Here is a 19835-nt window from a genome sequence, read left to right on the forward strand (position 1 = left end):
CTCATTTTGCAGAATGCCGACCAACCCCTCTACCCTTTCCGACCTCTTCCAAACGTCAATCCGCGAAGGCATCCCGAGCGAGCTTCCCCCGGCAAAGCCGCTGGACGCTTCCGTGTCCCATGCGCCCAAGCGCAAGGACATTCTTTCCCCGGAGGAAAAGAAGCTCGCACTTCGAAATGCGTTACGCTACTTCCCGAAGAAGCACCACGCCGTGCTCGCGCCGGAATTCGCGGCGGAGCTGAAGGAGCACGGGCGCATCTACATGTACCGCTTCCGCCCGAGCGAGGCGATGCACGCGCGGCCGATCGGCCAGTACCCCGCAAAGTGCAAGCAGGCGGCGGCCATCATGCTGATGATCCAGAACAACCTGGACCCGGCCGTGGCGCAGCACCCGCATGAGCTGATCACCTACGGCGGGAATGGAGCGGTGTTCCAGAACTGGGCGCAATACCGGCTCACCATGCAGTACCTCAGCGAGATGAGCGAGGAGCAGACGTTGGTGATGTACAGCGGCCATCCGCTGGGCCTCTTTCCCAGCAACGCCGAAGCCCCGCGCGTGGTGGTGACCAACGGCATGGTGATCCCGAACTACAGCAGCCCGGATGATTGGGAACGCATGAACGCGCTGGGCGTTTCGCAGTACGGCCAGATGACCGCCGGCAGCTACATGTACATCGGTCCACAGGGGATCGTGCATGGCACCACCATCACGGTGTTGAACGCTTGCCGCATGTTGCCTCATTCCCCGGCCCCTTCTCCCGGGGAGAAGGGAAGCCGTAGGATCTTCGTCACATCCGGCCTCGGCGGCATGAGCGGCGCACAGCCCAAGGCGGGCAACATCGCGGGCGTGGTGACGATCTGCGCGGAGGTGAATAGTGCCGCTGCGCACAAACGCCAAAGCCAAGGTTGGGTGGATGAGGTGATCGAGGATGTGGACGCTTGCATCGATGCCGCATTGGCTTGGCAGAAGAAAGGTGAAGCGCACAGCATCGCCTTCCTCGGCAACGTCGTGGACCTGTGGGAGCGCATGGCGGAACGGAAGATCCACGTGGACCTCGGTAGCGACCAGACCAGCCTTCACAATCCATGGGCAGGTGGCTACTACCCGGCAGGACTGAGTTACGAGGAGAGCAATGTCTTGATGGTGAAGGATCCTTCAGCGTTCAAAAAGCGCGTCGAGGACAGCTTAAAGCGGCAGGTGAAAGCGATCAACACGCTCACCGGCGCGGGCATGTACTTCTTCGATTACGGCAACGCCTTTCTGCTGGAAAGCAAGCGCGCAGGCGCCGACATCTCTGGCAAGAACGGCGAGGAATTTCGCTACCCGAGCTACGTGGAGGACATCATGGGACCGATGTGCTTCGATCATGGCTTCGGGCCGTTCCGATGGGTCTGCACCAGCGGCGATCCAAAGGACCTCGCCACCAGCGACCGTATTGCCGGTGATGTGTTGGAAGCGATGCTGAAGGACGCGCCGAAGGAGATCCATCAGCAGATCGCGGATAACCTGCATTGGATCCGCAGCGCGCAACAGAACAAGTTGGTGGTGGGCAGTCAAGCGCGCATCCTTTATGCGGATGCGGAAGGACGCATCCGTATCGCTGAAGCGTTCAACTACGCGATCAAGAGCGGAGAGGTCAGTGCACCCATCGTGTTGGGCCGCGACCACCACGACGTGAGCGGAACGGATTCACCCTACCGCGAGACGAGCAACATCCGCGATGGATCACGCTTCACAGCCGACATGGCCGTGCAGAATTTCGTTGGCGATGCCTTCCGTGGCGCGACATGGATCAGCCTGCACAACGGCGGCGGCGTGGGCTGGGGCGAAGTGATCAACGGCGGCTTCGGCATGGTGCTGGACGGCGGTGCGGACAGCGACCGCCGACTGAAGAGCATGCTGCACTGGGACGTGAACAACGGCATCGCGCGCCGTGCATGGGCACGCAACCCGAATGCGCAATGGAGCATCCGCGAAGCGATGAAACGGGAGCCGAAGCTGAAGGTGACCGTGGCGGAGGAAGCGGATGATGCGGTGGTGGAGAGGGCGATCGGGTGATCGTCCCTGCACTGGGGTTCGCTATGCACGTGTCCCTGCAGTGATGCTGGGTGATTAGAGCGAGGACAGCAAAAGGATCTGGAAAAGACATGGAGAATATATTCTCCAGCGGGCAGCGTTTTGACTTCGTCCCCTGTCTATTATTTGAGGCGATAACTTCACCCCTTACACCATGCGAACCCTCCAATTCTGCCTTCTTATGCTGACAGGCACCACACTGCTTGCTCAGAACTGGGTCGTACTGAATCCAGCATACCGCTACAATTACAAAACGGATGATTCAGACACCATACGAAGCCAGATCCGGGTCATGGACATCGATACACTGGGGCCGGATAGTTTCCGCTATGAGCTGAACCGTGTAGCCTCACTTTGCACATCCTGTCCTTATGAGTGCATGATCACCGTGGACCTTCCGCAGTTTCTGCAAGCCGATGCGCAGATCCGAGGAAGCATTTGGCGCTTTAGTATGCCTGACACCTTGGTGATCCATTCGTTGGCTGATGTGGACAGCACATGGATCTTCAACGAACAAGACAGCATACCCGCCACCGTGGTCGGATTATTCCCGACCAGCGTACTCGGGGTATCTGACACCGTGAGGGTGATGGTATCCACCATGAATGACACCATTATATGGAGCCGAGAACACGGCATCGTCATGTGGCACATGCTTGGAGAACCGCGTTATGACTTAGTGGGAGTTCAAGGCGCTGGCCAAGGAATCGTGATGCCATCTTTCGAGGAGATCTATGCATTCCAACCGGGAGATGCCCTCCAGTTCAATCAAAGTTGGAGCACAAGCATGCACGTTTATAGCTCATCAACACTATTCCTAGTGGACGACCGCACTGAGAGTCAGGACACGGTGTTCCTTTCAGGGGAATCGTACCATAGGTTCAACCCGCCCAGTGGTTCGATTTTCTCTTACAACCCAACTGCCGCGACATCATTCATAGCTTCCAGTAATGTGTTGAAGCCCCTTGATTCTTGGCCGGGTCAGCTTGTCAACTTCCCCAATTGGGGGCCGAACGGAGAGGATATGGCTATCGTCCCCAAGCACTATCTGGACAATACCGGCACCTACGTGATCGAAGGTGGGCGGATCGGCTCCTTCGGCATGTTCGCCATCTATCCCGGAACCAATAATGATTGCCTTGGCGTGGGATTCCCAGGTCCCTATCTGAACTATGTGATCCGATCATCTGGATTTTATTACTACCAGATGAGTACAAGCTATTCCGAGTACAACTCCTTCTCATTCCGTGGGGCCGTCATCAATGGTGATACCCTAGGTTCGATGGACGACGAATACTATTTCCATGTGGGATTGCCGGAATTTGAACGTCCAAAATGGTGGGTTTACCCCAATCCCGTCAGCTCGGTCCTGCATATCGAAGGTGACCTCTTCAATATGGATGTACTTCAAGTCTTCGATGCAACTGGAGAACGGGTTAAGTCTTGGCGTATGGAACAAACCGATCGGTTTTCCACGGATGTATCTGACCTCCCTCCGGGGCTATATGTTCTTAGCTCATTGCTCGATGGTCATGTGCAGAGATTCGTGGTGGCTCGATGACCCGGAGACGCAGTATTTTCTCATGTTCTAAGGAGTTCCTTGCTTCGCGCCCCCACCCGAGCGGATTGAAACAACATACCCACAATGAACGCACCAACGCGTCGCGACAATGATCTGTGCCTGACCCGTACCTTTCCATTGTAAATCCGAGGAGTGTCCATTATGAAACACATTGACAAGGAAAGCCTGAGCAAAGCCTACCGACTGTTTGAAAGCGACGACATCGACACCATTGAAGTCGGCACTTTAAAGGGCTTACAACAGATACACAAGTACTTGTTCGATGGGCTTCTGGACTTTGCCGGGAAGAACCGCACCAGTAACATTTCAAAAGGCGGGTTCAGGTTTGCTACGGCCTTGTATTTGACCGAAGCTCTGGAAAAGGTGGAACAAATGCCCGAGACCACCTTTGAAGAGATCGTTGCCAAGTACGTGGAAATGAACATCGCCCATCCGTTCATGGAAGGCAACGGCAGAGCCATGCGGATATGGCTGGACATGATCCTGAAAAGGCAACTGAAACAAGTGGTCAACTGGCAATTCGTGGATAAGACACGTTACCTTCAAGCCATGGAGCGCAGCCCGATCAACGACCTGGAATTAAGAACACTGCTCAGCTCCAACCTTACGGACGACATAAACGATCGCGCTATCGTTTTCAAAGGCATTGATCAATCCTACTACTACGAAGGTTATGAAAAAGGAAGTGGTGAAGAGCAAGGTTAAGAACTGTCCCGGCGCAGGGTCCGAACGCCCGTCATTCCGAGCCTGACCCGGAATCCCGGTATGCCAGTGATCACGTCTTCCAAAGCTTTCTATCAAGCGTGATCTCATCACCGTTATTCAGAGTGTTGAATGAACCGACGAGAACTCGTTGGACATGTATATAGTTCGCCAATTCTATTGGAAAAAGATCGCACATCGCTTTTCGGATGTCTTACATTCGATGTGGATACAATGCGGATCTGTTCAACCCAAATACCATCCCAATGAGATCAACTCTACGCCTGTTACCCATCGGTGCTGTTATGTTCCTCTTTGGCAACCTCAGTGCCCAAGCCCCCTACACCCTCCATATTTCCGGCCAGCTTGAAGGCTGCACGCCGGGCCAGCAGGTCACCGTGCAGACCCTGCCCGGCACACTGCCCGCGCAAATGGCAACGGCAGCGGTAGCCACGGACTGTTCCTTCTCGGCGACCTTCGGGATGGACTCCCCTTCCGGCGGCGTGCTCGCGTTCTTCCATTGCGGCAACGGCACGGTCACCGCTGATTCGTCCGCATATGCCATCAGCGGCCCGAGCGGCTCCACGGACATCATGCTACAATTGACTTGCGGCTCGGACACATCCTCTGCGTGCCAGGCCTGCTTCACGGTCACCCAAAGCGCACCCTTCACCGCGCAGTTCACAAGTTGCACCACTGGCGGGACGCCTCCCTACTTCGATGGTTGGTTGCTTCCCGACGGCAGCCTCAGCATCGGTCCGGCCCCGAGCTTCATCTTCAGCGGCCCCGGTGCTTACGGAGTATGCCTACAAAGCTCCGATGCCACAGGTGCCACCAGCGTGGCCTGCGATACGGTCATCGTCGCTGCTGACGGCACCATCAACCCGCCGGGCAGCCTGCCCTGCTTGGCCGGCTTCTGGATGGTGCAGGCCTATTCGGACACCTCCAACGGCGGCAATTTCCTGGCCCCCGTCCCCAATGAGGTGTGGGTGTTGGACCTGAGCTCCGCAAGTGGCGGCATCAATGAATATACCTGGGACTTCGGTGACGGAAGCAGTTCGTCCGAGACCTACCCCACACATGAATACCAAGGCCCCGGACCCTATCAGCTCTGCCTCACCATCAGCAATGGAAGTTGCTCGGACACCTTCTGCGACACGGTGAGCGTGGACGAGAGCGGCCTGCTGAACGGGATGGCGACCGATCCCGGGACCCATGTGACCACCGCGCATGTGAGCGACCGGGATGGAGGCTTCACGCTCAACGTGCTCCAAGGCTTTCCGACGAGTGTTGCGGAAGTTTCCGCCTTGGCCGAATTCAACCTGTGGCCGAACCCCGCGCAGGAGGAGCTGAACATCACATTCAAGAGCAGCCATACCGGAGCCGTTTCCGTGACCGTGATCGACCTGAACGGCCGCACCATGCTCCGCGAGGACCATCCTCTCGCCTTGGGCAACAACGCGGTCCGGCTGAACACTGCTTCGCTCGCACCCGGTCTGTACATGGTACGCTTGGGCGATGCCGCACAACAGGTGGCACAGCGCTTCCTGAAGGTGCGGTGAACAATTCTGTCTTTCTTCCCGCACGGGTGCTTGCCCTCAGTAAGCACCCTTGCGGCTTTGGGGCCGGTCATACCAAGGGCAGTATTTTCGTCTCCACCCAACCCATCGCCAATTTCGTGCGTGTATGGGAGTGAACGTGAACGCAACTAACGAACAAAAAACCCGCACTATGAACCGACCATTCCGCTCACTGCTCTTAGGCACCTCGCTGCTCCTTGGCAGCCTTGCCTTTGCACAACCGGCACCGCCCTATCCGGTAACCATCTCCGGGCAGGTCACCCCCTGCACCCCGGCGAACAGCTATGTACACATCATTACGGTGCAGAACACGTTACCGGACTTGGACATCGACGTGCCATTGGACTCCAACTGCTCGTACTCGGTGACCGTGATGATGGACTCCCCCCAAGGCTGGTTCCAAGCGAGCACACCGTGCTCCGGCGCCATGCAGACCACTACCGGCTCGTACATCGTGAACTCCTTCGACAGCCTGTACGTGGTAATGAACCTGAGCTGCGGCGGGAACCCCGATCCCTGCCAAGCCTGTATTTCCGTGGTGCAGGACAGCTCATTCATCGGTGTTGTCCCGTTCAGCGCGACCTTCCAGAGCTGCAGCTCGGGAGGCTCGGCACCCTACACCTACTTATGGCAACTGCCCGACGGTAGCACCTCAGCCACCGCAAACCCCCAATACGTGTTCCCCGGTCCGGGCCTCTACGACGTGTGCTTGACGATGGCCGATGCGTCCGGTTGCACGAGCTTTACCTGCGACTCCGTATACGTGGATGCGGACGGTACGATCAATCCGAGCGTCCTCCTTGATTGCCTCCAGATCCCGAACGGTCCGAACTTGCCGGGCACCGCGTGCAACGATCCCGTGAGCGGGCCTGGATCCTGGAGCGCCGCGTGTATTTGTGTGCCGGATTCGGGTTCCACCGTTTGCAACGCCGATTTCTGGGTGATCCAAGCCTACGACAGTACTGCCGGCGGCGTGGAACCGATCCCCAATGAAGTTTGGGTCTGGAACCTCAGCAGTGGCGGGAACGGCAACTACCAGTTCTTCTGGAATTTCGGTGACGGCTCCAGTTCCACCGACGCCTACCCCACCCATGTGTATGGGAGCGGCGGCCCATGGAACCTCTGCCTCACGATGTCTTCCGGCGGATGCACGGACACCTACTGCGACAGCGTGAGCGTGGACGCGAACGGCATCCTGAACGAACTGGTGATCGGCGGTGATAACGGCCTGGTCCATGTGCTGGCCTCGGGAACGCGTTCCGACGGTTTCACCCTGAACGTGGTCCAACACCTCCCCACCGGCATCACGGAGGTCCCGGTGTTCGCTGACCTCAAGGCGTGGCCGAACCCGGTAACGAACGAGTTGAACCTCACCTTCAACCATAGCGTGAGCGGTGCGGAGCCCTTGACCGTGATCGATCCGAGCGGACGGAAGGTGATCACCGAAAGCCACCGCCTCACTGCGGGCAGCAACACCGTCCGGATCTCCACCGAAGAACTTGGGCCGGGGCTGTACATGGTGCGCATCGGCAATGATGCACGCAGCATCACCCAGCGCTTCATGAAAGTGCGCTAAGCACCATTCGACCACTTTGGAAAGGGTGCCCGCGATTTGGCGGGCACCCTTTCCGCTTTGGGGTCCGTCATCGAAGCGGAACTATTTTTCAGGTCCACCCAACCCTCCGGACCATGCGTGCGTGTATGGAGGTGAACACCTGATCCAAAAAACTTAGAACAATGAAAGCCACCTTCCGAACCTTCTGCCTCGGTCTCCTCACGGTATGTGGGCTGACGGCCATGGCCCAGACACCCTACTATGTGGTGGTCTATGGCCAAGTGGCCAATTGCACCCCGAACACGCTGGTGACCATACAGACCCAGGCCGGCACCTTGCCGGCACAGACGCTCACCACATCCGTCAACGCGAACTGCTCCTTCTCCGCCATGGTCAACGTTGATTCGCCATCCGGCGGCATCCTGGCCTGGTCTTCCTGCGGGAACGGCACCGCGTCCATGGATTCGGGCAGCTATGTCTTCAGCACCCCCTTCGATTCGGCAAGCATCCAGCTGAACCTCAGCTGCGGTGGCGTCATCGATCCCTGCGACGCGAGCTTCACGGTGCAACAGGCGATGAACGGGAACAGCCCCATTCCCTGGCAGATGACCACCACGAACACGAGCACCGGCGCAGCTCCGATCATGTACCAGTGGTGGATGCCCAATGGAAGCTCCAGTGCGGCGGCCGAGCCGACCTTCACCTTCACGCAGTCCGGGGTCTACGGCATCTGCCTCACCATCACTACCGGCAACTGCACGAGCGTGCTATGCGACACGGTGGTGGTGGACAGCATGGGATACATTTCCAATAATTCCATTTGGTACGATTGCCAAGGTGTGCTCTGGGGCCCCAACACGCCAGGCACTTCCTGCGATGATGGGAACCCCGCCACCAGCAACGACACATGGTCCGCTGCTTGCCAGTGCGTCGGCCAAGGTGGTGGGATGCTGGATTGCCTCGGCATACCCGGCGGCTTCAACCTGCCCGGCACCGCTTGTGCCGATTCGACAGGGAGTGGCAACACCACCGGCACTTGGGATGCGAACTGCATCTGCCAACCCGACAGCGGCATTACGGACTGCCTCGGCATCGTGAACGGTCCCAACTTCCCCGGAACGCCCTGCGACGATGGGAACCCCGCCACCAGCAACGACACGTGGTCCGCTGCTTGCCAGTGCGTCGGCCAAGGTGGTGGAATGCTGGATTGCCTCGGCATTCCCGGCGGCTCCAACCTGCCCGGCACCGCTTGTGCCGATTCGACATGGAGTGGCAATATCACCGGTATCTGGGATGCGAACTGCAGTTGCCAGCCCGATAGCGGCATTACGGACTGCCTCGGCATCGTGAACGGTCCGAACTTCCCCGGCACGTCCTGCACGACACCGGCCGGAGGGATCGGCACATGGAGCGCCGCTTGCGTATGTATGGAGGACTCGAGCGGTTCAGGCTGCAATGCCGACTTCTGGCCCATCCAAGCGTACGACAGCACGGCCACCGGCGGCATGGAACCCATCCCGAACGAAGTATGGGTATGGAACCTCAGCAGCGGAGGCAACGGCAACTACCAGTTCTTCTGGGACTTCGGGGACGGCAGCGGCTCAACCGACGCATACCCCACCCACGTGTATAACAGCGATGGTCCTTGGCTGCTCTGCCTCACCATGACCAGCGCCAATTGCACCGATACCTATTGCGACACCATCAGCGTGGACGCGAACGGCATCTTGAACGAGCTGGTGATCAGCAGCGGTGGCGGCAACGTGGAACATGAAGGCACCTTTGGAACGCGTTCCGAAGGCTTCACCTTGAACGTGATCCAACACATCCCCACCGGCATCACGGAGGTCCCCGCCTTCGCGGAACTGAAGGCTTGGCCGAACCCGGTGCTGAACGAGCTGAACCTCACCTTCAACACCAGCGTGAGCGGCACGGTGCCCGTGACGGTGATCGATCCGAGCGGTCGCACGGTGATCACTGCAAGCCAAAACCTCACCACCGGCAGCAACACCTTCCGGATCTCCACCGACGATCTGGGGCCGGGCCTGTACATGGTACGTATCGGGAACGATGCACGCAGCATCACCCAGCGCTTCATGAAGGTGCGCTAAGCACCGATCGATAGCTTTGGAAGGGTGCCCGCAAATCGGCGGGCACTTTTCCGCACACTGCAACATGGTCCGCGAAACCCTCCTGACCGAATGCATCCGCAGGGACCCGCGGGCGGAAAATGAACTGTACAAGACCCTCTACCCGATGATGATGTCCATCTGTTCCCGCTACGAACGCAACCGGCAGGATGCTTCCGCCCGGATGAACGAGGGCTTTCTGAAGGTGCTGATGAACCTGGACAAACGCCGCCCGGAAGTTCCTTTCGAGGCCTGGGTGCGGCGGATCATGATCAACACGGTGATCGACAATTTCCGAAAGGAGCGCGAACGAAAAGCACACGAAAAAATGGACGTCCCGGTGGAAGAACACGTAAGCAGCGAAGTGAACGAATACTTGCGGCAGATGGAGGGGGAAGCCTTCGCGGAGCTGCTCCTGCGCGTGCCGGAGATGTCGCGCAAAGTGTTCAACCTCTTCGCCATCGACGGTTTCAGCCACGCGGAGATCGGCGAGATGCTCGGGATCAGCACCGGCACGTCCAAGTGGCACGTTTCCCATGCCCGGCAAACGCTGCAACAGGCCATCGCCCAGATCGCCGGGACCGTCACCGTAAAAACCGCATTGCCATGAGCCTCAACGAAGAATTCGACGAGCTGGCCCGGCGCAAGCTGGAAGAGCGCCAATTCGCTTTCCAGGAGGCGGACTGGCAGGGTGCGCGAAAGCTCATCGACGCGCAACGCGGCGGCGGGAACAAAGCCATGTGGATCACCGGGGCCGTTGCATTGCTGCTGGTGGGCGGGCTGGCGTGGTACGGAACAAACTCTACGGGAACAGAACGGGCCGTTGCCGCCGTTGAACAAGTTGCCCCCCCCTCCTTGAAGACAACCGCTGTTGATCAGCCGGCTCAAAACAAGTCGACCACGCCGATGGGAACACCACCGGAACCAAATGCGCCAGCGGTAGCTGCGGACATGGTGGCACCATCCATCCGGTCCATTCCGGTCCATTCCGAGGACCGGGCAACTGATGCACCCACCGCCTTGGATCCTGAAGCCGAAAAAAGCGCGCCTCGGAAAAAGATGGCGTTGAACACTTCAGTTGGCGATCAGCCGACCGTAGTTGCTTCCAAGAAGAATGTGGCGATCAGCTCACGGGCGATCCCGGAGAACGAAAAAGAAAATGCGGCCACGAGCCCCGCACACACCGCGACTTCGACTTCATCAGAAGAGGCTTCTACTGAGCCCACGCTCTCAAAAGACGGTGAAGCAGTGACCGCTTCACCACCGACAATTGCTTCATCAGCAGAGCCTCTTGCAGGAACAACAACTTCCACGGAACCCCTTGGGGCTGATACTCCTGAAAATGCCGCTGCTGCACCTGTCATTCCGGTCGACAACCAAGGTATGGCCGCTGCCAGTGGGACCGTACCGAACGCTGCGCCCAAAACACCGGGAAACACACAACAACAGGTGCCTGATGCGCCGGAAAATGAGACGAATACTTCAACAAGCCCCGCTCACAACGGCCCGCTTGCACAAGTAACACTGCCAGGAGCCACAGCTCCGACCGGCAACACTGGCGCGGCCCCCAGTACTACAGCGGACCCGACTACCTCTGATAGTGCGTCCACCGCCGTAACCACGGCCACAACTCCCGAAGATTCCGCGACCGCAGCTGCGCCAGCGGCCACACCACCCCCATTGGTGCCCGAGCGCGCCCCGTGGGAGATCAGCATCATGGGCGGCATGTTCTCTTCCACCACGAAGTATGCAGGCAGTAACAGCGCGGATTGGAACGCGGACATCGGCAAGGAGAACAGCATCGGCATCGGTGCGGAGCTGATGCACATGGGCCGCAACTTCGGCATTGGCACGGGGCTGCATTACAGCACTTACGCGGAACGGCTGCACACGGACGCCGTGGACCGCAACACCATGACCTTGCAGAATTTCTGGTATTTGATGCCGGTGGACACGATGGTCCTGGTCATCACGGACACGATCGCCGGTACGCCACCGACCTACACGGGCACTTCCGAAAACACCACGGTACACGTGCTGACGCAAGGCACCGATACCACCACAACCACTGAGCGGATCCGCGAAGCGCGCAACGAGCTGAGCCGCGTGAGCTACATAGAAGTTCCGCTGTTGTTGGACGCACACCTGGTGCAAGGCCGTTGGAGCTTCGGCCTGCGCGGCGGTCCGACCCTTGGCCTGCTCACCGGCCGGCGCGGCACAGTGCCGGCACCGGACAACGAAGGCTATGTGAACTTCACCGATCAGCCTTTCCGTGAACTGGTCTTTGGCTACATGGCAAGAGCGTACATCCGTTACCGCTTCAATGCAGCTTGGTCCGTGGGGATCGAACCGGCGATGCGCGGGCAGTTGATGAACAGCTTGGGCAGCGGTGATCTGGATCGTAAGGCGAACTCGAAAGGCGTGATGTTGAGCTTGAGCTATCGGTTGCGGTAGCGCTGCATGCGGATGCAGGAAATTTCCACACACGAGCACCTGCCTTTCAAGCGATCATGGGAACGACCGATGCCGAATTCGAGCAAGCCATAGGAAGCTTTTCAGTTCCCGTCCAGTCCTTGGCGCGGGAAACCCGAAAACTCATTCACCACGTCCTTCCTGAAGTTGTGGAGGTGGCATGGGTGCGGCAAAAGACCATCGGCTTCGGAACGGGGATCAAGAAAAATTCGGAGCACTTCTGCTGGTTCCTGCCCGCCTCCAAACATCTGTCGGTGGGCTTCAACTACGGCGCGGAACTCCCCGACCCCGCGCAGCTGCTGGAAGGCACCGGCAAACTTTACCGGCACGTCAAGATCCGCTCCGCCGAGCAATTGAAGGATCCCGCGTTGATCGAGCTGCTGCGCTTTTCTACCACGTACCGGGTGCCTGCCGTTCGGCGGGGGTGAACATGGGGTCACGGCACCTGCAAAGTCAGACGTATGAGGGCTGCACGGTGGACTCGTGTATTAACGCATTAATGCGCTAGACCTCAACCCCGCAGCTCCGCTCCCACTTCCTTCTCCAACGCCCCACGAATACGCCCCATGGCCTTCTCTACTTGCTCGTCGGTGAGGGTCTTCTCGTTGTCCTGAAGGATGAAGCTGATGGCGTAGCTCTTCTTGCCAGCGGGCAGTTTGTCGCCTTCGTACACATCGAAAAGGTCCACTTCGCGCAGCAACTTACGCTCCGCTTGGTAGGCGATCTGCTCGAGTTGCGCGTAGGCCACGGAGCGGTCCAGCAGCAGGCTGAGGTCGCGGCGTACGGCGGGGAATTTGGACACTTCCTGATAGGTGGTGTGGCTGCCGCGCAAGAGCGACACCAGCGTTTCATCGTGGATCTCCGCATAGTACGCGGGCTCGTCAACGCCGAAGGTCTTAGCAACGCTGGCGTCAACTTCACCCAGCAACGCCACGGTCTTCTTCCCGACCTTCACTTCCACTGCGGATGCCAGCAAGGGACTTTCACTATCGCTGTATTTCGTGGTCCCGCCCAGCCCTATGCGCTGGATCAGTAGCTCGAGCTCCTCCCTCACATCGGCGAGTTCGGTCTTGCGGTCCGCGCTGCGCCAGTTGTCGTTCCAGCGCTTGCCCGTGATCAGCAATGCAACCCGTTCCTCCTCGATGATCGTGCCGTTCGCGACGGAATAGATGCGACCCTTCTCGAATAGGCGCAGGTCGCGGTGCTGGCGGGCCATGTTGTGTGCGGCGCTCTGCAGCAGGCCGAACAGCATCGTGGGGCGCATCACGTCCAGCTCAGCGCTCAGCGGATTCTTCAGGCGCACCATGGCTTCCTCGTCGGCGGCCTTCAGCTTCACGGTGCGACCGCCGTTCACGAGCGAGGGCGTCATCACCTCGCGGAAGCCTCGTGCCGCCAAATGTTGCGACAGCCGTTGGCGGAAACCTTCGGATGTTGTTTCGGGCTGCTGCACGGCAGGCATCATTAAGCGCTCCGGAATGGGCACTTGATCAAAGCCGTGGATGCGCAACATTTCTTCCACGAGGTCGGCTTCGCGCAGCACGTCCACGCGGTAGGGCGGCACTTGCACATGCACTGTTGCAGCGGTGCGTTCGCTGATGCGGCAATCCAGCATTTCGAGGATACGCACCACGGCATCCGGCGTAATGGCCACACCGCAGAGGCGGTCCACGGTGGCGAAATGCAGGTCCACTTCGGCCCAGGTGCATGGCTGCGCGATGTCGATGATGGTGGAACTGATCTTCGCACCGGCCACTTCCTTCAGCAGCAGGGCGGAGCGTTTCAACGCATACACGGTGATCCCGGGATCCACGCCGCGCTCGAAGCGGAAGGAGGCATCGGTGTTCAATCCATGGCGGCGCGCGGTGCGGCGGATGGTGACAGCATCGAAGCAAGCGCTTTCCAGGAAAATGGACGTAGTGCTTTCGGAAACACCGCTTCCCGCGCCACCGAACACGCCGGCCAAACAGGCGCCGTTCTCCGCGTCGGCGATCAGCAGGTCCTCGGGGTCGAGGGTGCGGTCCTTGTCATCCAACGTGATGAGGTGCTCGCCCGCCTTCGCCTTGCGCACGATGACCTTGCCTCCTTTCAGCTTATCGGCATCGAAGGCGTGCAAAGGCTGGCCCAGTTCGTGCTGCACGAAATTGGTGACGTCCACCACGTTGTTGATCGGCTTGAGGCCGATACTCTTCAGGCGCTCCTGTAGCCAGGCCGGTGAAGGCGCGATGGTGATGTTCGTGAGCGTGAGCCCCGCATAGCGCGGAGCGGCATCCGGAGCCTGCACTTCCACCGGAACGGTGCGTGCGTCGTCATCCTGTTTGAAGGCTTCAACGGAAGGCAGCACCACGCTGTGCTTGCTTCCTGTGCGGTGGTTCAGCGCGGCGATGAGGTCGCGGGCCACGCCCCAATGGCCCAAGGCATCGGAACGGTTGGGCGTAAGGCCGATCTCGATCACGTGGTCGCTTTTCAGTTGCAGTTGCTCAGCGGCAGGCGTACCCGTTTTTGCGGAAGCGTCCAGCACCATGATGCCGGCGTGGTCCGTGCCGAGCCCGAGCTCATCCGCAGCGCAGATCATACCCATGCTCTCCACGCCGCGGATCTTCGCTTTCTTGATGGTGAACGGCTCACCGCCCACGGGGTGCAATTCCGCCCCGACGGTCGCCACGAGCACCTTCTGCCCGGCGGCCACATTAGGCGCGCCACAGACGATCTGGGAAGGTTCCCCGGCACCGAAGTCCACGGCGCATACCTGCAGGCGATCGGCATCGGGATGCATACTACAGCTGACCACTTCGCCTACCACCACCCCGGCCAACATGCCCGGCACGGACTCCACCGCTTCCACGCTTTCCACCTCCAGCCCGGTGCTGGTGAGGATGTCCGCCGCTTCATAGGGCGAAAGGGCTTCGGTGTCGATCAAGGTGAGGAGCCAGTTCCAGGAAATGCGCATGGAGGAATGAATAGGCCGCGAAAGTAGCCACGGGGTCTGCGATGGAAGTCTGTCGGGATGGCTCGCCCGCTTACCTTCGGCGCTTCAATGGATCCAAAGAAGAACCTGGTCCTTAACGGCAGTATCTACTCGCTTGCCCTGATCGGCACGTGCATCGCGCAGTTGAAGGGCCTGCACACGCTGGAATGGCTATGCAAGCCGTTGCTGATGATCATGCTCTCCTCTTGGTTCTTTTTCAACAGCCGCCGCGTAGGTGACCGGTTCACGCTGTTGGTCCAAGCGGGGCTGTTCTTCTCCCTCATTGGCGACATTGCCTTGATGTTCACTTATGTGGACGACTTCAACTTTCTCATCGGCCTCAGCGCGTTCTTCCTTGCCCAGCTTTGCTATGCCTTTGCCTTCGCGCAGAACATTTCTGAGGTCGGGGGCATGGAAGGCCTGCTGGTCCCCATCCTGATCGCATTCGGTATCGGCACCTATGCTTTCTTTTTCGCTTGGGACCTCATGCCGCACTTGGATGATGGCTTAGGCTTGCCCGTGATCGCTTACGTGGCAGCCATCGCGCTGATGGGCATTCTGGCGGGGTTCCGTTACCGGCGCACCTACCCGCGCAGCTTTTGGCTGGTGTTCATCGGCTCGTTGCTCTTTATCGCCTCGGACAGCATGCTGGCTTGGGACCGCTTCCGTTTCCCGCTGATGGGGGCGCAGGTCGGGATCATCATCACGTACGCCATCGCGCAGTTCTTGATCGCCGCAGGCGCATTGGCGCATGTGCTGGATCCGGACCAGTTGCGGAGACGGCAGGCACTGACGACTTGAGTGTTGGACGCGGAGGCGCAGAGAATACAACCTTTTCTCGATCTCATAAGTGCCTGACGGAATGTGACGCATCGTAGCGTTCATCGTCCCGGATCTGACTATTCCTCTGCGTCTCTGCGCCTTCGCGGCCAAAACCTTATTACTCTTATCCGATCCGCCCCCACACCGCCTTTTCCCGCATCTGTTCCCGTAAGTTGCCCGCAATCGCGGCATTCTTCGGGTCCTGAAGCTCCGGGTCCTCGTCCAAAAGCCGCTGCGCCACACGCCGTGCCTGTTGCAGGAGGTCAGCGTCCTCCACCAAATTGGCCAGATACAGTTGCGGGATACCGCTCTGCTGTGTGCCCATGATATCACCCGGTCCGCGCAACCGCAGGTCCACCTCACTGATCTCGAAGCCGTCCTGCGTGCGGACCATGGTGTTGATGCGTGTGCGTGAGTCGTTGCCGAGCTTGTCACCGGTCATCAGGATGCAGTAGCTGTGCTCGGCCCCGCGCCCCACCCGGCCGCGCAACTGGTGCAACTGCGACAGCCCGAATCGTTCCGCGTTCTCCACCACCATCACACTGGCGTTGGGCACGTCCACGCCCACCTCGATCACCGTGGTGGCCACGAGCACGTTCGTCTCTCCTTTCACGAAGCGCGCCATCTCGTAGTCCTTCACTTCAGGCGTCATGCGACCGTGCACGATGCCCACTGCGTACTTCGGCAGCGGGAAGCGCCGCGACAGGCTTTCGTAGCCGTCGGTGACGTCCTTCAGGTCGCTCTTTTCGCTCTCCTCGATCAGCGGGTACACCACGTAGACCTGCCGTCCCTTGTCGATCTCCGATCCCAGAAAATCGAAGACGGCGTTGCGTGCATGGTCGTCGCGATGAACGGTCTTGATGGGTTTGCGGCCCGGCGGCAGCTCATCGATCACGCTCACGTCGAGGTCGCCATAGAGCGTCATCGCCAGCGTGCGCGGAATGGGCGTGGCGGTCATCACGAGCACGTGCGGGGGCACCTTCGCCTTGGCCTGCATCCGCGCCCGCTGTGCCACGCCGAAGCGGTGCTGCTCATCGATCACCACCAGGCCCAGTTGCGGGAACACCACGCGGTCCTCCAGCAAGGCATGCGTGCCCACGAGGATGTGGACTTCGCCCAGCTTCAGTGCTGCGAGCAAGCTCTTGCGCGCGGCGGCTTTGGTGCTTCCTGTGAGGAGGCGCACCACCACGGGCAGACCCTCCAGAAAGCGTGAGATGCTCTTGAAGTGCTGTTGCGCAAGGATCTCCGTAGGTGCCAGCATCGCCGCCTGAAAGCCGTTGTCCAGCGCGATGAGCATACTGAGCAGGGCCACGAGCGTCTTCCCGCTGCCCACGTCGCCTTGCAGCAGGCGGTTCATCTGTTGGCCCGTGCCCATGTCCTTGCGGATCTCCTTCACGACACGCTTTTGCGCACCGGTGAGCTCAAAAGGAAGATGGTCGGTATAGAACGAATTGAAGTGCGCTCCCACATGTGCAAAAACGTTGCCCTTCACATCCTGCTGCATCAACAGTTTCTGCTTGAGGAGCTGAAGCTGGATGTAGAACAGCTCCTCGAATTTAAGCCGCTTGACCGCTATGTCCAAGCGCTTCTGGTCCTGCGGGAAGTGAGCCTCCGTCACGGCCTCCTCCCTGCTGACGCCGCCAAGCTGCTGCACCAATGTGGCACTGAGCGTTTCCGGCAGCACGCCGTGCAACTGCGGCAACAGCGCATGGACCAATTTCCCGATACCGCGGCTGTTCAAGCCTTTCGCCGAGGCCTTTTCGGTGGTGCTGTACACGGGTTGCAACGGGGTGGCGGCACCCTGGTCCCACGTCAACGCGGACTCGATCTCCGGGTGCGCCAGGTTGAAGCGGTCCCTGAACCAGGTCGGTTTGCCGTAGACGATGTACTCGCCGCCGTCCTTCAAGATCGGCTGGAGCCAGCGGAGGCCCCTGAACCACACCAGCTCGATTGTGCCCGTGGCGTCCGTCAGTTTCGCCGTGAGCCGCCGTGCCTGCTTCTCGCCGATCATGCGGACCTCCTTCAGCACACCTCGGAGCTGAACCGCCGTTCCCTCTTCCACAATTTCGGCCACGGCGTTGAAGCGCATGCGGTCCACGTAGCGGAAGGGATAGTGTAGCAGGAGGTCTCCGAAGGTCCCGACGCCCAATTCCTTGCGCATCAGCTCCGCCCGCTGCGGGCCCACGCCCTTCAGGTATTCGATCGGTGTTTCCAGCACCTGCGCCATGGCCCGAAAATAGGCCCGTTCACCGCAATGCGCATTCCGCCACACCGGCTTACTTTACCCCCGAATGAGCACGTACACTACGCTGGTGATCCTCTGCGGACTGGTCATTTTCTCCTATCTCTTCGACCTGTTCGCCAAACGCACGCGTTTCCCTTCCGTGGTGCTGTTGATGCTATTGGGCATTGGCATATCACTGCTGACCAATTATCTGGGCGGGGATGTCGGTGATACCAGCAGGCTATTGGCGGTGCTGGGCAACGTGGGCTTGATCTTGATCGTGCTGGAGGGCGCGCTGGAGATCCACTTTGACAAAGGCAAGGTGGGCATGCTGCGCCGCGCCTTCCTCTCGGCCCTGCTGGTGCTCATGGGCACTGCCGCACTGATCGCCCTGGTCCTTAAAATGCTCAGTGATGAAGGCTGGTACATCTGTGTGCTGAACGCACTGCCCTTCGCCGTCATCAGCTCGTCCATCGCCATCCCCAGCGTGGCACATATGCGCAAGAAGGACCGCGAGTTCGTGATCTATGAGTCCTCGCTTTCCGACATCCTCGGGATCGTGGTGTTCGACTTTGTGCTCTACAATGAATCGGTCACCTCCAGATCGATCCTCGGGCTGGGCATGGACATGGGCGCCATCGCCTTGATCTCCGTGGTCTTTTGCCTCGGTCTGCTCTTCATCATGGGCAAGCTGAAGCACCACATCAAGTTCTTCCTGATCATGTCCGTGCTGGTGATGGTCTATGCCTTGGCGAAGCAGTTCCACCTCAGTTCGCTCATCATCGTGCTGGCCTTCGGGTTGCTGCTGAACAACGCGGACCGTCTGCATCATCCGGTTTTCGCGCGCGTTTTCCACTACCCGAAAATGGCCGCCGACCTGGACCAGATGAAGACGCTCACCGCCGAGAGCGCCTTCCTGATCCGCACCTTCTTCTTTTTGCTCTTCGGCTTCAGCATCATCCTGGGAGAACTGGCGCAATTGCCCGTGCTTGCGCTGGGCGCGTTCATGATCGCGGCGATCTACTTCGCACGCATCGGCATCATGGCCGTGGTGGCCAAAGAAGAACGGCCCCATGTGCAGCTCATCGCCCCTCGGGGCCTCATCAGCATCTTGTTGTTCTTCAGTATTCCCGCCGCACAAGCACATCCTTTGGTAGGGAACGGCGTGCTTTTCGTGGTGATCCTCTGTACCAGTTTGCTGATGTCCTATGGATTGGTCCGGGCGAGGAAGGAGGTGCCTGAGCCGGCGGCCCAAAGGAATTGATCGCAGCGAAGCTTCACCAGATCCCCGGTACCAACCGCGCCACACCGCGCATCATCTCCGGGTAATCCGGGTGCTTGGCCGTGAGCTTACGTTCCTCATGCCTGATCTTCACCACCAGCACGATCACGGCCACTGCCAGCGCCGTCCACCGCCAGACTGAAGGCGCACCGGACGCCATCGCCGCGCCGCACAGCAGCACGGAGAGGTACATCGGGTGCCGTACAAAAGCATAGATGCCGCGCTTGCTCAAGGTGTTTTCCTCACGAGGCATAGGCATTGCGGTGAAGTTGTTGCCACCCAATGCGGTCGCGGCCAAGATGAACACCAAGAGGCCCAAGGCGAACAGGACCCATCCCCACCATGGCAGGGTCCATCCGCCGCCGAACACCAGCACGGCGATGCATGCGAACTGGCCGAATACCAGCAGCGCGCCGAACGGGTCCTTGCGCGCCGGGGTCATTGT

The 19835-nt window shown here is 59.5% G+C and carries 14 protein-coding genes; 11 read left to right on the forward strand and 3 right to left on the reverse strand.

The features are described from left to right. The first annotated feature begins 13 nt into the window (after positions 1-13). From IPP95_07245 to IPP95_07285, 9 genes are all read left to right on the forward strand, one after another. The gene (locus tag IPP95_07245; GenBank protein QQS73993.1) at positions 14-2059 is read left to right on the forward strand and encodes a urocanate hydratase; all 2046 of its coding nucleotides are present in this window, start codon (positions 14-16) and stop codon (positions 2057-2059) included. Between the two features lie 172 nt (positions 2060-2231). Then, positions 2232-3638: a T9SS type A sorting domain-containing protein gene (locus tag IPP95_07250; GenBank protein ID QQS73994.1), complete on the forward strand. Its 1407-nt coding sequence runs from the start codon at positions 2232-2234 to the stop codon at positions 3636-3638. Between the two features lie 162 nt (positions 3639-3800). Beyond that, on the forward strand, positions 3801-4364 hold the full coding sequence (locus IPP95_07255; protein ID QQS73995.1) for a Fic family protein: 564 nt from the start codon (positions 3801-3803) through the stop codon (positions 4362-4364). A gap of 263 nt (positions 4365-4627) precedes the next feature. Beyond that, complete coding sequence (locus tag IPP95_07260) at positions 4628-5923, forward strand: PKD domain-containing protein (protein QQS73996.1); 1296 nt, start codon at positions 4628-4630, stop codon at positions 5921-5923. Positions 5924-6092: 169 nt separating this feature from the next. Next, on the forward strand, positions 6093-7517 hold the full coding sequence (locus IPP95_07265) for a T9SS type A sorting domain-containing protein (GenBank protein QQS73997.1): 1425 nt from the start codon (positions 6093-6095) through the stop codon (positions 7515-7517). A gap of 161 nt (positions 7518-7678) precedes the next feature. Next, entirely contained in the window at positions 7679-9607 is a 1929-nt protein-coding gene (locus IPP95_07270) for a T9SS type A sorting domain-containing protein (GenBank protein QQS73998.1), read from the forward strand. A 64-nt stretch (positions 9608-9671) separates the two neighbouring features. Further along, a complete protein-coding gene (locus tag IPP95_07275; protein ID QQS73999.1) occupies positions 9672-10235 on the forward strand; it encodes a sigma-70 family RNA polymerase sigma factor in 564 nt (187 codons plus the stop codon). Further along, positions 10232-12079 (forward strand): outer membrane beta-barrel protein, encoded by a 1848-nt coding sequence (locus tag IPP95_07280; GenBank protein ID QQS74000.1) that lies wholly within the window; start codon positions 10232-10234, stop codon positions 12077-12079. The genes IPP95_07275 and IPP95_07280 overlap by 4 nt, the downstream gene beginning before the upstream one ends. 56 nt (positions 12080-12135) lie before the next feature. After that, positions 12136-12525: a DUF1801 domain-containing protein gene (locus IPP95_07285; GenBank protein ID QQS74001.1), complete on the forward strand. Its 390-nt coding sequence runs from the start codon at positions 12136-12138 to the stop codon at positions 12523-12525. Between the two features lie 83 nt (positions 12526-12608). Here the strand turns inward: IPP95_07285 and IPP95_07290 are convergent, their stop codons facing one another. Beyond that, positions 12609-15044: a phenylalanine--tRNA ligase subunit beta gene (locus IPP95_07290; protein ID QQS74002.1), complete on the reverse strand. Its 2436-nt coding sequence runs from the start codon at positions 15042-15044 to the stop codon at positions 12609-12611. Between the two features lie 87 nt (positions 15045-15131). On the opposite strand from IPP95_07290, the gene IPP95_07295 reads away from it, so the two are divergent. Then, positions 15132-15863: a lysoplasmalogenase gene (locus IPP95_07295; protein QQS74003.1), complete on the forward strand. Its 732-nt coding sequence runs from the start codon at positions 15132-15134 to the stop codon at positions 15861-15863. A 145-nt stretch (positions 15864-16008) separates the two neighbouring features. Here the strand turns inward: IPP95_07295 and recG are convergent, their stop codons facing one another. Next, on the reverse strand, positions 16009-18111 hold the full coding sequence (gene recG / locus IPP95_07300) for an ATP-dependent DNA helicase RecG (GenBank protein QQS74004.1): 2103 nt from the start codon (positions 18109-18111) through the stop codon (positions 16009-16011). Between the two features lie 64 nt (positions 18112-18175). Between recG and IPP95_07305 the strand changes: the two genes are divergently transcribed. Continuing rightward, positions 18176-19372 (forward strand): cation:proton antiporter, encoded by a 1197-nt coding sequence (locus IPP95_07305; protein QQS74005.1) that lies wholly within the window; start codon positions 18176-18178, stop codon positions 19370-19372. A gap of 13 nt (positions 19373-19385) precedes the next feature. Here IPP95_07305 and IPP95_07310 read toward each other — a convergent pair whose 3' ends face one another. Further along, positions 19386-19832 (reverse strand): isoprenylcysteine carboxylmethyltransferase family protein, encoded by a 447-nt coding sequence (locus IPP95_07310; protein ID QQS74006.1) that lies wholly within the window; start codon positions 19830-19832, stop codon positions 19386-19388. Between the last annotated feature and the right edge of the window lie 3 nt (positions 19833-19835).

The sequence above is a fragment of the Flavobacteriales bacterium genome, assembly GCA_016700415.1.
Lineage (GTDB): Bacteria > Bacteroidota > Bacteroidia > Flavobacteriales_F > PHOS-HE28 > PHOS-HE28.

Excerpts from the sequence above, each read along its gene's own strand:
- IPP95_07280 (QQS74000.1), top strand. The coding sequence starts at position 10,232 with ATGAGCCTCAACGAAGAATTCGACGAGCTGGCCCGGCGCAAGCTGGAA.
- IPP95_07260 (QQS73996.1), top strand. The coding sequence starts at position 4,628 with ATGAGATCAACTCTACGCCTGTTACCCATCGGTGCTGTTATGTTCCTC.
- recG (QQS74004.1), bottom strand. The coding sequence starts at position 18,111 with ATGGCGCAGGTGCTGGAAACACCGATCGAATACCTGAAGGGCGTGGGC.
- IPP95_07275 (QQS73999.1), top strand. The coding sequence starts at position 9,672 with ATGGTCCGCGAAACCCTCCTGACCGAATGCATCCGCAGGGACCCGCGG.
- IPP95_07305 (QQS74005.1), top strand. The coding sequence starts at position 18,176 with ATGAGCACGTACACTACGCTGGTGATCCTCTGCGGACTGGTCATTTTC.
- IPP95_07255 (QQS73995.1), top strand. The coding sequence starts at position 3,801 with ATGAAACACATTGACAAGGAAAGCCTGAGCAAAGCCTACCGACTGTTT.
- IPP95_07285 (QQS74001.1), top strand. The coding sequence starts at position 12,136 with ATGGGAACGACCGATGCCGAATTCGAGCAAGCCATAGGAAGCTTTTCA.
- IPP95_07295 (QQS74003.1), top strand. The coding sequence starts at position 15,132 with ATGGATCCAAAGAAGAACCTGGTCCTTAACGGCAGTATCTACTCGCTT.
- IPP95_07310 (QQS74006.1), bottom strand. The coding sequence starts at position 19,832 with ATGACCCCGGCGCGCAAGGACCCGTTCGGCGCGCTGCTGGTATTCGGC.
- IPP95_07245 (QQS73993.1), top strand. The coding sequence starts at position 14 with ATGCCGACCAACCCCTCTACCCTTTCCGACCTCTTCCAAACGTCAATC.
- IPP95_07250 (QQS73994.1), top strand. The coding sequence starts at position 2,232 with ATGCGAACCCTCCAATTCTGCCTTCTTATGCTGACAGGCACCACACTG.
- IPP95_07265 (QQS73997.1), top strand. The coding sequence starts at position 6,093 with ATGAACCGACCATTCCGCTCACTGCTCTTAGGCACCTCGCTGCTCCTT.
- IPP95_07270 (QQS73998.1), top strand. The coding sequence starts at position 7,679 with ATGAAAGCCACCTTCCGAACCTTCTGCCTCGGTCTCCTCACGGTATGT.
- IPP95_07290 (QQS74002.1), bottom strand. The coding sequence starts at position 15,044 with ATGCGCATTTCCTGGAACTGGCTCCTCACCTTGATCGACACCGAAGCC.